The sequence below is a fragment of the Bacillus sp. JJ1562 genome, from assembly GCF_036962705.1.
In the GTDB taxonomy this organism is placed as follows: domain Bacteria; phylum Bacillota; class Bacilli; order Bacillales; family Bacillaceae_L; genus Ferdinandcohnia.
In genome coordinates this window covers 157,098-171,100 of sequence record NZ_JBALOQ010000022.1, presented here as the reverse complement: position 1 = coordinate 171,100, position 14,003 = coordinate 157,098, and the positions used below count along the sequence as shown (strand labels likewise).

General features: G+C 36.9%; 9 protein-coding genes and 2 pseudogenes. 8 read left to right on the top strand and 3 right to left on the bottom strand.

Going from position 1 to position 14,003, the window contains the following annotated elements:
* The first annotated feature begins 124 nt into the window (after positions 1-124).
* The 3 genes from nadE (at position 125) to V7097_RS15010 (ending at position 2,795) form a co-directional block, all read left to right on the top strand.
* The gene (gene nadE / locus V7097_RS15020) at positions 125-943 is read left to right on the top strand and encodes an ammonia-dependent NAD(+) synthetase (RefSeq protein WP_335704440.1); all 819 of its coding nucleotides are present in this window, start codon (positions 125-127) and stop codon (positions 941-943) included.
* 111 nt (positions 944-1,054) lie between these two features.
* Complete coding sequence (locus V7097_RS15015) at positions 1,055-1,975, top strand: WD40/YVTN/BNR-like repeat-containing protein (protein ID WP_335704439.1); 921 nt, start codon at positions 1,055-1,057, stop codon at positions 1,973-1,975.
* Positions 1,968-2,795 (top strand): hypothetical protein, encoded by an 828-nt coding sequence (locus tag V7097_RS15010; RefSeq protein WP_335704438.1) that lies wholly within the window; start codon positions 1,968-1,970, stop codon positions 2,793-2,795. Before V7097_RS15015 ends, V7097_RS15010 begins: the two co-directional genes overlap by 8 nt.
* A 28-nt stretch (positions 2,796-2,823) precedes the next feature.
* On the opposite strand, the gene V7097_RS15005 is transcribed toward V7097_RS15010, so the two are convergent.
* Positions 2,824-3,039, bottom strand: coding sequence for a hypothetical protein (locus V7097_RS15005; RefSeq protein WP_335704437.1), 216 nt, complete (start codon positions 3,037-3,039; stop codon positions 2,824-2,826).
* A 113-nt stretch (positions 3,040-3,152) separates the two neighbouring features.
* Between V7097_RS15005 and V7097_RS15000 the strand changes: the two are divergent.
* From V7097_RS15000 to V7097_RS14985, 4 genes and pseudogenes are all read left to right on the top strand, one after another.
* Positions 3,153-3,723, top strand: a pseudogene (locus tag V7097_RS15000) (GNAT family N-acetyltransferase).
* Positions 3,724-4,153: 430 nt separating this feature from the next.
* The gene (gene gltB / locus V7097_RS14995) at positions 4,154-8,650 is read left to right on the top strand and encodes a glutamate synthase large subunit (protein ID WP_335704436.1); all 4,497 of its coding nucleotides are present in this window, start codon (positions 4,154-4,156) and stop codon (positions 8,648-8,650) included.
* Between the two features lie 59 nt (positions 8,651-8,709).
* Entirely contained in the window at positions 8,710-10,053 is a 1,344-nt protein-coding gene (gene glnA, locus V7097_RS14990; RefSeq protein ID WP_335704435.1) for a type I glutamate--ammonia ligase, read from the top strand.
* A 73-nt stretch (positions 10,054-10,126) separates the two neighbouring features.
* Positions 10,127-11,348: pseudogene (locus V7097_RS14985) on the top strand (ammonium transporter).
* Between the two features lie 57 nt (positions 11,349-11,405).
* Here V7097_RS14985 and V7097_RS14980 read toward each other — a convergent pair.
* A complete protein-coding gene (locus V7097_RS14980; protein WP_335704434.1) occupies positions 11,406-11,999 on the bottom strand; it encodes a DUF502 domain-containing protein in 594 nt (197 codons plus the stop codon).
* A gap of 447 nt (positions 12,000-12,446) precedes the next feature.
* Here V7097_RS14980 and V7097_RS14975 point away from each other — a divergent pair, with 447 nt between their 5' ends.
* Positions 12,447-12,713, top strand: coding sequence for a Parvovirus coat protein VP1-like protein (locus V7097_RS14975; RefSeq protein ID WP_335704433.1), 267 nt, complete (start codon positions 12,447-12,449; stop codon positions 12,711-12,713).
* 62 nt (positions 12,714-12,775) lie between these two features.
* On the opposite strand, the gene V7097_RS14970 is transcribed toward V7097_RS14975, so the two are convergent.
* Complete coding sequence (locus tag V7097_RS14970; protein ID WP_335704432.1) at positions 12,776-13,753, bottom strand: aromatic ring-hydroxylating dioxygenase subunit alpha; 978 nt, start codon at positions 13,751-13,753, stop codon at positions 12,776-12,778.
* Positions 13,754-14,003: the final 250 nt, after the last annotated feature.

Genomic DNA, 14,003 nt, shown 5'->3' with positions numbered 1-14,003 from the left:
TTCTACTGAATAATGTTAAAGCCTCCGGCGGATGCCACGATTTTTTAAAGGAAATTTTTCGAGCTTTGCTCAAAAAAAATCGGGCGCAAATACGCCAAGGCGCATTTGATTGGAGGGATCTTTCATGAGTATTCAGCAGCAGATTATGAAAGAATTACATGTAAAACCCATTATTGACCCAAAGGAAGAAATAAAACTTAGAATAAATTTTTTAAAGGAATATCTTTTAAAAAGTAAGACAAATGGATTTGTATTAGGGATTAGTGGCGGACAAGATTCTACATTAGCAGGGAAACTTTGCCAAATCTCTGTTGAAGAGCTTAGAAATGAGGGGCATGAGACGACTTTTATTGCCGTTCGTTTACCATATCGAATGCAAAAGGATGAAGAGGATGCCCAAGCAGCATTATCTTTTATCAAGCCTGACCGAGCAATTACCTTTGATATTGCTACGACAGTTGATGCATTTGTGACGGAGTACAAGAAATCGAATTCTGAAGAGCTCAGTGATTTTAATAAGGGAAATGTAAAAGCAAGAGAAAGAATGATTGCGCAATATGCGGTTGGTGGTATGCATAATTTATTAGTGGTTGGAACAGACCACGCCGCCGAAGCAATCACAGGTTTCTTCACAAAATATGGGGATGGTGGAGCCGACTTACTGCCATTAACGGGTCTAACCAAACGACAAGGACGTTCCCTTTTAAAGGAATTAGGTGCAGAGGAACGTTTATATTTAAAGGTCCCAACAGCCGATTTATTAGATGTGAAACCATTGCAAGCTGACGAATCTGAGCTAGGAATCAGCTATGAACATCTCGATGACTATTTGGAAGGAAAAGAAGTACCTAAAGAAGAAGCTGAAAAAATAGAAAAACGTTATCAAGTTTCCAAGCATAAACGACACATGCCAGCGAGCATGTTCGATGAATGGTGGAGATAGTATTGGGCCTGTTTCTAAACATAAGAGACAGGCTTTTTACTATATTTTGCTATTGAATCTTGGAAACTTTTGTTAAAATGAAGGGGATAAAATAACAAAGGAGTTTATCTTTTGAAAAGTCTGATTATCGGTGTCTCTAGTTTAGTGATTCTTATTTTAATAATATCTATTTTATATTATGAAAAATCGTTCGAGAATACACCACATCTGCCTGAAGACAATACAAGTTCACCTGAATCTCAAGATAGACCTGAGGATTTGCAGCCAACCATTGTGACAGATTCGATTGGATATTCGTTGCAAAATGATGAATTAAAGATTACATATGATAATGGGGAGGACTGGGTTACAGTTCCAGTCGAAGTGGATCAACTTTTTAGTGGAGAATATAACGGAAATAAAATGGAACTCATTAATGACAGTTTTATTCTTACCGATAAAAGAGCAACGTTTTTATACGGTGAAGGCTCATATGAATTTGGATATACAATCAAACTAAAAACGACATTAGATAAAGGGGCAACTTGGCAGGAATCGATTGTGTATGAAAATTCCGCAGGTATTAGGTTTCGTAAAGTCGATTTTCTAAACGAAGAATTCGGCTATGTCATTTTATCCGGAGACAGGACGATGTCACAGGAATGGTCCACTACATTCATCACAAATGATGGAGGTAAAACGTGGAGAGAAACAGCCTATCCAGGTACAACAAGACTCATTAATAATGGTGGCTTCATCGATGAAAACACTGGTTTCTTATCATACGGAGTTATCAATCCAGAAGAGCCTGATTTTTATGTAACGACAGATGCTGGATTATCATGGAATAATGCTACTTTTAACATTCCTGAAAAATACAATAAGGTTTTTGTTACTCCAGAGGTCTCTTTTAAAGAAGATGATCATCTTGCAATTCTTCTAAACCAAGGACCGAATGGGGATTATATGGGCGGAAAAGTAAAAGGGAAATTCGTTTCATTTGATAATGGTTTGACCTGGGAGTTTGAATCGGAGGTTGCATCAAATGAATAATCGTAAAAAAGTTGTAGGATTGATCTTATTTGTAATTGCGATTTTATCCTTCTTCTTACAAATGTGCTATCTATTCCTCCATGCCAAATTTTTAATTGAGTACACTGATAATCGGTTATTTTATGTGATTAATATTGTTGTTGCTACTTTTTTAGGGCTGGCATTGCTCGTACTACTAAACCTAAAAAAGAATGGAAGGATCAACTGCTTAGCCGTGCTACTAGTGTTTATTAGTTTTAATGGTATTTTGATTTTTAAACATCCCATCAACCATAACATAAGTGTTTCACCAAATTTCAAGCATATATTCGCTGTTAAAGAAAATAGGGGTGATGCTCATTATTATCGCAGTTATTATGGTATTTTCGCACGACAAAAGGAGAAACTTCCGTATCAAACAAATGGCGAGTATAAAATTGAATGGTTAGCAAATGATGTTGCTGTGATGACTTATAGTGCTAAGGACGATTCACTCCATCAATATATTGGTACATATGGCGACCGAGGTAGAGGGGGTTCGTATTATTATGTTGGAGCAGCTTTACATGGTGAATGGAAGGGGAAAAATAGTAAGATTATTACTCATACAGAAGGAATTAACATCGAACATGATGGAAATACAGAAACCTTTAGTTGGGATCATGTTGTACAATTTGGTACTTTAGCTGTCGTTTTAGTTGAAAATAATGAAGCTAAATGGACGATTGTATTGAATGAGGATTTTAAAATGGATCAATCTACTGGAATAGGTGTAGGTGGAACAATTAGTCTTTATAAAGTTTCGGCGGAGAATAATGAATTGCTGACATTAACCAGATAAGAACGCATTTTAGTGCGTTCTTCTGGAATTATCTTCTTTTCTTTTTTGGATCAACAACAGCATTCTTTTTCACAATCCGGTCTAACTCAACATAGACATGGATATTTCTTTCATCGATATCGTTAACTTTGGAAACCTTGCCTTTTCGTCCTTTTATTTTGATTACTTCATCAACGGACGGTACAATTTGCACCAGCTGTGTTAATAATAGATTTTTATTTTCAAAGTAATGAACTACATACATGCGTATCACCTCATAAAATTCGTTAAAAGAGCCCAAATATTTACTCGATAATATATGTTTAAAATTTGTTTTGGTCCATTAAGTTTTGAAATTTTTTTTAGGTGGAGAAGACGATGGAAATAAGAGAATATAAGAGTACTCACGAATTAGGTTGGGTGCGCTGTAGAGTATTGGCATTTTTAGACATAGCGTATTTTGATAATGTACTTCAGGAGAAAGAAAAACGATAATCCAGCAATCGAATTAGTTGCGGTTGAAAATGAGCAAATCATTGCTTTATTGGATATTGAATATGAAATTGAGGAAAGAACTGTGTGTTCAAGAGGAAACTGACTTGGCGGCATGATATGGCATATTGCACTTCATCCCGATTATAGGAGGGAGGGAATAGGTGGACTATTGCTCACAAAGGCAGAACAAATAGCAAGAACAAAGAATTTAAATAGACTTGAAGCTTGGACAAGAGACGACAAATGGGTCCAAAATTGGTACGAGAAAAATGGATTTAATGGGGTTGATTCCTACTTCCATGTTTGTCTCGAGGACAACGAAGAACTTAAGACTACAATTCATGACCTAAGACCGGTGTATACTTTCGCACATTATGTAGGTAAGGACCAGCAAATGATAAAAGACAAGTTTTCTAGAGTTCATGAATGTGTTTGCTATGTAAAAAGAATTTAGTTTAACATAATATTATTATGTTAACTAGATTCTAGGAAAGAACGCACAGTTTATCATGTGCGTTTTTTTTATGCCATAAATAGTGCATTAGAATTTAACTTATATCAAAATTAGATTAATTTTATCAAAAAACGGTATAAGTCTAATAAACATCGCCTTATTAATATTGTACTAATTTTTTCGTTCATTCTAAAAATAACAAAAACCCCTATAAAACAGCATTTATCGAAACTTTTTTGTGTAAAAAGGACAAGATCTCAACAGTATAGCAATTGGATTAATCTCAAAATTAGATTGATTTTATTGAATATTGATATTGTTTAGATGAATAAAAAAGACATACAATAAATTCCAAGAAGAAAATGGTTTTCAAAGCGTAACACAAAACCATTCTGCAGTATTTTAATGGACAAATGGAAAGGATGATAGGATGCAACAATTTAGACAACCAAATAAACAGGGTTTATATAACCTAAAATTTGAACATGACGCTTGTGGGATTGGATTTATTGCTGATTTAAAAGGTGTAGCTACACATCATACGGTTACACAAGGCATATCCATGCTTGGTCGTTTGGAACATCGCGGAGGTCAAGCTGGTGATACAAATACGGGTGATGGTGCAGGAATCTTGACTCAACTTCCACATATGTTTTTTCAAAAAGTTTGTTCAGAACTGAGCATTATTGAACCAGGTGCATACGGAGTTGCTATGGTGTTTCTACCTCAAGATCCTGTTCTAAGAAGTCGATGTGAGGAAGTGTTCCAGCGCGTTGTCAAGGAAGAAGGACAGAGCCTTCTCGCATGGAGAACAGTTCCGGTTCAGGACCATAGCATCGGAGAAAAAGCAAAAATGAGTCAGCCCTTTATTCGTCAACTGTTTATAGGAAAAAGTAGTGTAGATGAAGAAGAATTCGAAAGAAGCCTCTATGTCATTCGAAAAAGAACTGAAAAAAGGATTCGGGAAGATCAGCTAGCTGGTAATGAAACATTTTATGTAGCAAGCCTATCAGCAAGAACAATTGTTTATAAAGGAATGTTGACTCCAGCGCAACTAGATCAATATTATCTCGATTTGAAAGACAATACTTTTCAATCATCCTTCATACTCGTTCACTCTCGCTATAGCACCAATACTTTTCCAAGCTGGGAGAGAGCACATCCAAACCGAATGTTAGTCCATAATGGTGAGATAAACACTCTTAATGGAAATGTCAATTGGATGAAGGCTAGGGAAAAAAAGCTGAAATCACCTATCTGGAGAGAAAAATTATCAGATCTCGATCCAATAATTGACCAAGATGGGAGTGACTCCGCTGCATTTGATAACTGTTTAGAATTTCTAATTCGCTCCGGAAGGTCTTTGCCACACGCAGCAATGATGATGGTTCCAGAACCATGGGAGAAAAATCCTTCAATGAGTGATTCCTTAAAAGCTTTTTACGAATTTCACAGTCATTTAATGGAGCCTTGGGATGGTCCAGCAGCCTTTGCGTTCACAGATGGCTTACAAATTGGCACTATGCAAGATCGGAATGGACTTCGTCCGGGGCGATACTATTTAACTGTTGATAATATGATCATATTCGCATCAGAAGCGGGAGTCATTGATCTCGAACCTGATCAAATCCTAGAAAAGGGAAGATTAAGTCCCGGTAAAATGCTACTTGTTGATTTAAAGAATCAAAGAATTATCCCGAATGACGTAGTGAAAAAAAAGATTGCAAATGAGTATCCATATCAACAGTGGTTAAAGACAAAGAGTATTCACATTGATCAATTACTTGTATGGCCTCAGGTACAAAAAGAGTTCTCAATCTCCAGATACCAGCAAGCATTCGGATTTACTGTAGAGGAAATGAAGCAAGTAATTGGAGCTATGGCAATTGAGGCAACGGATCCTATCAATTCAATGGGAAATGATATGCCATTAGCTGTTCTATCGAATCATTCCCAGCTCTTATACAACTATTTTAAACAACTTTTTGCACAAGTAACAAATCCTCCTATAGATGCAATTCGGGAGAAATTTGTAACATCAACATTGACCCTTCTTGGTGCAGAAGGAAATCTTCTAGTTCCGACAGGAGAGAGCTGTCAACGTATCCGTTTGGATACGCCAATTTTGTCAGAGATTGAACTCGCAAGACTTCAAAATCATTTCAAATTTAAAGAGGTTCCAATTGTATTTAAGGCAGAAAAAATTGAGGGCGCTTTGGAAACAGCATTATTAGATGTATTTTCCAAAGTTGAAGTGGCGATTCAAAAGGGGTACACCTTTATCAAACTGTCTGATAAGCATTTATCCCATGAATATGCGCCGATTCCAGCTTTGCTTGCTGTAAGTGGACTTCATCAGTACCTAGTTAGACAGGGAACAAGAACGAAAATAAGTATTATTGTTGAAACAGGTGAAGCACGTGACGTTCATCAACTAGCCATGCTAATTAGTTTTGGAGCAGATGCTATTAATCCCTACCTTGCAATGGCAAGCATACAAAGTTTGGCAAAAAATGAAGAGCTTGAGGAGAAAATCATTCAAGATAAAGCTATCCAGAACTATACCAATGCCATAACAGAAGGTATCGTAAAGATTATGTCAAAAATGGGAATCTCTACGATTCAAAGCTATCGCGGCGCGCAAATATTTGAAGCAGTTGGAATAGCAGAAAATGTGATAAATCAATATTTTACTGGAACACCCTCAAGTTTAGGGGGGATAACCTTAGATGTTATCGCAGAAGAAGTCTTGATGAGACATCAAGTTGCATTCAACAAAAAGGAAACACCACTTATAGCCGGGAATGATTTTAAATACCGTAAGGATGGAGAACTTCATGCTTTTAATCCAGCAACTATCCACGCATTAAAAAATGCTTGTCGAAAAAACGATTACGAACTGTATAAAAAATATGTGGAAAAAGCCAATCAGGAGCAACTTATTTTCATCCGTGACTTGTTTACATTTAAAGCCTCTACTCCCATTCCAATTGACGAAGTAGAGCCTGTGGAATCAATTGTACGCCGCTTTAAAACAGGTGCGATGTCGTATGGTTCATTAAGTCAGGAAGCACATGAAACATTAGCAATTGCAATGAATCGACTTGGAGGAAAAAGCAATAGCGGTGAAGGTGGCGAACATTATGAGCGTTTTATCCCTGATTCCATCGGTGATTCCAGACGAAGTGCAATTAAACAAGTAGCTTCAGGAAGATTTGGAGTATCAAGTCACTACTTAGTAAATGCAGATGAAATTCAAATTAAAATGGCGCAAGGTGCAAAACCAGGTGAAGGCGGACAGCTGCCCGGAAATAAGGTTTACCCTTGGATTGCCGAAGTGCGTGGTTCAACTCCGGGAGTTGGCCTAATCTCACCACCACCACATCATGATATTTACTCGATTGAGGATCTTGCACAACTCATTCATGATTTAAAAAATGCAAATCCGTCTGCAAGAATTAGCGTGAAGCTTGTAGCGAAAGCTGGAATTGGAACGATTGCAGCTGGTGTTGCAAAAGGTTTAGCAGATGTAATTTTAATCAGCGGATCTGATGGAGGAACAGGCGCTGCACCTAGATCAAGTATTAAGCATGCAGGAATGCCTTGGGAAATTGGACTTGCGGAAACTCACCAGACCCTTGTCCTAAATGGGCTTCGTGACAGTGTGGTTCTAGAGGCAGATGGAAAAATGATGACAGGACGCGACATCGTAATGGCAACATTACTAGGTGCTGAGGAATACGGATTTGCTACTTCAGCTTTAGTTGTTTTAGGATGTGTCCTTGTTCGTCAATGTCACTTAGACACATGTCCTGTAGGTATTGCAACTCAGGATCCAGACCTACGGAAAAAGTTCATTGGAAAACCTGAACATGTAGAAGCGTTCATGAGATTTATCGCACAGGATGTCCGTGAAATTATGGCTGAATTAGGTTTCCGTACAATTAATGAAATGGTTGGACGCACCGACTTACTTTTACCAAGTGACAATGCTGCTACACATTGGAAAGCCAAATTTCTTGATCTATCAAAAATTCTTTATCAGCCATATTCAGCTAAAGCACCATTGTTCAACAAGAAGCGGCAAGATCATGGCCTTGGGAATTCTCTTGATTCTAAGGAATTATTAAAAATATGTAAACCAGCACTTGAAATGCAGCAGAATGTTGTAGCGCAACTTCCAATACAAAATACTGACAGGACAGTTGGTACGATGCTTGGAAGTGAGATCTCGAAACAATATGGTCGCGAAGGTCTTCCAGAGGATACCATTCAACTATCATTCAAGGGGTCTGCAGGTCAAAGTTTTGGAGCCTTTATACCAAGGGGCATTACACTAGCCCTTGAAGGTGATGCAAATGACTATGTAGGAAAGGGATTGTCTGGCGGAAAAATCATAGTTAACCCATGTGAAAACTCATTGTTTGAACCTGAAGAAAATACGATTATTGGAAATACTGCTTTCTACGGAGCGACCTCAGGTGATGCCTATATTCGCGGGCTAGCAGGGGAGCGTTTCGCTGTAAGAAATAGTGGAATGAAAGCCGTTGTTGAAGGAATTGGAGATCATGGTCTCGAGTACATGACAGGTGGAGTTGTTGCAGTTCTTGGCTCAATCGGGAAAAACTTTGCAGCTGGGATGTCCGGTGGTACTGCTTATGTATATGCTAAAGACTCTAATCAATTTCGAAAGCAGTGCAATGATTCACTATTGGAATTTGATCGTCTGGAAGAAGAGGATCAACTTCTGCTTCGACAGCTTCTAGAAAATCACTGTAAATATACAGGAAGTAAAAAAGCTTACATTTTTCTTGAGCATTGGAATGAACATCTAAAAAATTGGATAAAAGTCATTCCAAAAGAATACAGGAAAGTCCAACAACAAATGAATAACACCTTAATGAAACAACACTCTTCCATTGAATAGAGTGATTTATTATAACAATCTATCTTTCTATCAAATCTTAATATAGAGGAGGAATTGAATTGTCATCAGTACATTCATATTCAAGGGAACAAATTATTCAAATTGTGAAAGAGGAAAATGTTCGTTTTATTCGATTACAATTTACTGATATATTCGGTCAAATTAAAAATGTTGAAATACCTGTTAGTCAGCTTGAAAAAGCTTTGGATAATAAAATGATGTTTGATGGATCATCCATCGAGGGCTTCGTACGAATCGAAGAGTCTGATATGTATTTATATCCTGATTTAGATACATTTGTTATTTTTCCATGGACTTCAGAAAAAGGAAAAGTAGCTCGTTTCATTTGCGACATTTATCATCCAGATGGAACTCCATTCGAAGGAGATCCTCGGAATAATCTAAAAAGAATGTTAAATGAAATGACAGAACTTGGCTTTACTGATTTCAATGTTGGTCCAGAACCAGAGTTTTTCTTATTTAAATTAGATGGAAATGGGGATCCAACTCTTGAATTAAATGATCAAGGAGGATATTTTGATTTAGCTCCTACTGATTTAGGTGAAAATTGCCGTCGTGATATTGTTCTTGAACTAGAAGAAATGGGTTTTGAAATCGAGGCCTCCCATCATGAAGTAGCACCTGGGCAGCATGAAATAGATTTTAAATACCAAAATGCATTAAAAGCGTGTGACGACATTCAAACATTCAAGTTAGTAGTTAAAACTATTGCACGTAAACACGGACTTTATGCAACCTTTATGGCCAAACCTTTATTCGGTGTAAACGGTTCTGGTATGCATAGTAATCTATCATTATTTAGCAATGGAGAAAATGTCTTTTATGATAACAATGAAGATTTAGAGCTAAGTGATACTGCTAGACAATTTATTGCGGGAATTATGAAGCATGCAACCAGCTTTACTGCTGTTACAAATCCTACAGTTAATTCCTACAAGCGCTTAGTACCTGGTTATGAAGCACCCTGCTATGTAGCCTGGTCAGCTAGAAATAGAAGTCCACTTATACGTATTCCTGCATCCCGTGGGTTGAGTACTCGTGTTGAGGTTCGAAGTGTAGATCCGTCCGCAAATCCATATTTGGCGATGGCTGTACTTCTAGCTGCAGGTTTAGATGGTATCAAGAATAAATTAACTCCACCAGCACCCATTGATTCTAATATTTATATTATGTCCAAAGATGAAAGAATCAAAAATGGGATTTTGGATTTGCCAGCTACACTTTCTGATGCATTAGAAGAATTAAAACAAAACGAGGTTATTACTAATTCACTTGGTAGACATTTGTTAAAGCATTTTATTGAAGCGAAGGAGATTGAATGGGATCAATTCCGTACAACTGTTCATCCTTGGGAAAGAGAACAGTATATGAAGCAATATTAAACCATTTATTTTATCGCGTTACGAATTCTTAAAAAGGAAGAAAAGACTAAAAAACCAAAGGAGGATTTTCAAAATGGATCTGTATTTATTAAACACCGTTTGGATTGTCTTAGCCGCAATACTCGTAATTTTAATGCAAGGAGGATTTATTTTTCTCGAAGCAGGTTCAACCAGAATGAAAAATGCTGGGCATATTGCTGGAAAAACAGTATTCACCTTCTGCATGGCATCCATTGTTTTCTGGGCAGTAGGCTATGGATTTATCTTTGGAGACAACGTAAGTTTCTTTGTTGGATTATCTGATTTCTTTTATTCTGGTTATGAAATAGAAGGATCAGGTTATGCAACAACCGCCTTCTTTGTTTTCCAATTGGCTTTTGCAGGTATTTCCTTAACAATTGCATTTGGTGGTTTTGCTGAAAGAGCCAAACTTTCAGTCTACGTTATTTTTGCGATACTCTTTTCAATCGTGGTATATCCAGTAATTGCTCATTGGATTTGGGGAGGAGGATGGTTAGCTGAACATGGAAAACAAGACTTTGCTGGGTCAACTGTTGTTCATCTTTCTGGTGCAATGGCTGCTCTGGCTGCAACTATTCTATTAAAACCTAGAATTGGAAAATACAACCCTGATGGTTCAACCAACAATCTAGCAGGTCATAACCAAGTTTTCACCGCTTTAGGTGTACTGATATTATGGATTGGCTGGTTTGGCTTTAACGCTGGTAGTACACTAGGGGTTGTAGCATTAAATACGAATTTAGCCGCAGCAGCTGGAGCAATTAGTGCATTGTAATGGTAAAGCCGATGTTCCGACCATGTTAAATGGTGCATTAGCAGGTCTAGTTGCAATAACAGCATCCTGTGCATTTGTAGAAACTTGGGCATCAGTTATCATAGGTCTCATTGCAGGAATCCTTGTTGTTTACAGTGTAAGGTTCTTTGATAGACTAAAAATTGATGATCCAATCTATGCATTATCTGTTCATGGGGTTGCAGGGGTATGGGGAACATTGTCAACAGGCTTCTTTGCTACACCTGAATTAGCAACAATTGGGCACGCTGGATTGTTTTACGGGGGTGGGTTTACCCAACTGGGTGTGCAAGCACTAGGAATCTTTACGTCTGGAATGTTTGCTTTTGTCGTATCCTATGTGATTTTATTTGTGATGAAACACGTCTTGAGTGGATTACGAGTTACAGAAGAGGAAGAACTTATTGGTTTAGATATGAGTGAGCATGGTAGCTATGGATATCCGGAAGTGTTCGAAGCTAAAAATACAAAATCAGCTTAATAAAATGATTGAGATAGTAGAAGAACGCACAAACTAGTGTGCGCTCTTCATCTTCGTTTAAAAAGGGTGTTCATCCTTTTTCGATGATGTCATCCCACCCGATACAACAAACTTCATTGCATCCTCAGGCTTGATATCAATAATTTCCACTTCATTCTTCGGTATAAGGAAGGTAAAGCCTGCAATTTGAAAGGTTTGCTGAATATAAACAGCCACATAGTCCTTCAATGGATCATAAAAGCTTTCCACATCATCAGTCGTAATAAAACCGATTGCTTTTACGTTCGTTCCAGGTATCGTTACAAGTGCAACCTTTGAAAAGGACTTCTTTTCACCAAGAAAAGAATTAAAAGTATCCTTAATAACAGAGTATAGAGTTTTGATTAACGGGATCCTCTCTAACAATCTGTCAATTACACGGAAAATAGCTCCAGCAAATACTTTCGTTGATAGCCAACCTAAGATCGTAATGACAACAAACGTGAGCAACAATCCAATTCCGGGAATATAATCCTCTCTCAAATAAGGCTTTAGGAAATCACCCAAAATTCCATCTAAAAACAAAAATACTTTAAAAACCACAAACACAACTAAAACAATTGGAACAATTGTTAAAATTCCATTGATAAAATTCCGTAAAATGCTTTTCATTAATATTTCTCCTTGTATCACTTTTAGCAAAAAACAAGTACTGCTTAAAGATTTTACACCATGGTCAAACAAGATTACAAATGTCAATGTTTCTATTTTTTATTTATTGGTATATGAGGAAGTTAGATTGATAAAAAAGGGGCAAAGTTTTAAAAATTTAGTTTGCGCTAATCTCCTTCTCCTGATGAAAAAATAATGTAGATAAAGTCAAACTTAAATCGGTGGGGCTTTTACTGCCAGTTAGTGCGGGACAAATAAAAAAAGCAAATGAATACTCCATTGGCCATTGATTTCGATCAACATATTAATGTTATACTATCAAACTTTTATCAGACTTTTCAATTCTTTTTTGAATGCCTCAAAGGTATCCATTACAAAAGCCCTTTCCTTTCCTAAAATCAAAACATATTTTATTAATATAGTTCGAATTAAAAGGAGGGGAGTACTATGAGCAAGCGAAGAGGGTTTGGTTTTTGTATGCCTGGCTATAGATGGTGTGGTCCAGGCTGTGGTGGGTCTGGTCCACCGACAAATCGTGTTGATTCATGTTGTATGAGACATGATCTTTGCTATCGGCGATATGGTCCATCACGTGAATGTGATTTGACTTTTATGAACTGTTTACAACAACAGAGAAATCGATTTACAAAAGAGGGAAGAGATGCAGCATTTTTTTATAATGTGATAAGAGTTCGAAATAAATTTAGACTTTGAAAAAAGGTGTCAATCGTTCCTATGAAGATAGGGGATTGGCACCTTTTTATCTGTTTTTCGTATTAGGCTGTACCTAAAGTAACACCTATTTTCTTTAAATATTGACGATATGCAATACTCATACGGTCTGATTTTAAGGACAGTTCAACTTGTAAATCCAGTGGGAGATCCTCAGGCTTTTGATTTTCAACAATTGGCTTGTCCTGAGAGAAAATCATATCTTGAAAGTTAACAGTTTCCTCATCTGATGTTCCGGTGTCATAGTTAAAGGAAATAATACCATGTGCAATTGATTTTTCTTCTGTAACAGGTTGAATCATAAGCACAATTGACATTTTATTATCTTTTTCAGGATCTCTCTTTGTAAATTGAACAACTAGAGGATTGAATACTTCGTACGTATAATAAACATCTTTAGCAACTCCAGTTCCGTCTGGATCTGGTTGGAAGATGGCAATCTCATCAGAGTAGATAGAATCTTCGCCCTGATGAACATCGTAATCACCGATCACTGGTTTTTCTTGAACACCTAGGAAGCCTTCATGAACGAACGCAAGGTGACCAACATCTAGGAAATTTTCAACAACCCTAGGTGGTTTCGCATTGATTTCTGTTTTTCCCCATAAGACATTGTGATAGCTTTCGTCAAGAAATGGACGATATGTAAACATTTTTGGATTATTATTATTTAAGTTCACCCATACATAGCCATATTCTTCTCGGCAAGAATATTTAATTGCCTTTGCTTTTAACGGGATTTTTCTTCCTTCAGGTAGCTGTGGAATTTTTGTGCAATCTCCTTCAGAGTTATATTCCCATCCATGGTAAGGACAAACAAGCTGTCCGTCTTTTACGCATCCTAGTGAAAGGGCAGCACCACGGTGTATACAAAGGTCTTTAAACGCATGAATGCCATCTTCTGTTCTAAATAAAACAATTCTTTCACCTAATACAATCACTTGTTGTGGTTCTTCTTTAATGTCTTCGGCTCTAGCTGCAACAACCCATTGATCTCTTAATACTTGGTCTTCAACTAACATGACCAATCCTCCTTATATCGTGATTCCCTCATTACATTTTATATATGTATACAAATGAAGTCAATAAAAACCGAACATTAATTACGATGAAATAAAAAATATTCGTATTTTGTATTTACATTTTTAATAACCTTCTTTATAATGCAAAATATGTTATACAACATGTTAATAGTGTTAAAGAATTATTGCTTAGTTTAGCATTATTACTAGTGTTGGTACTCTAAAAGAAGCAATTTTATTATACTTATTT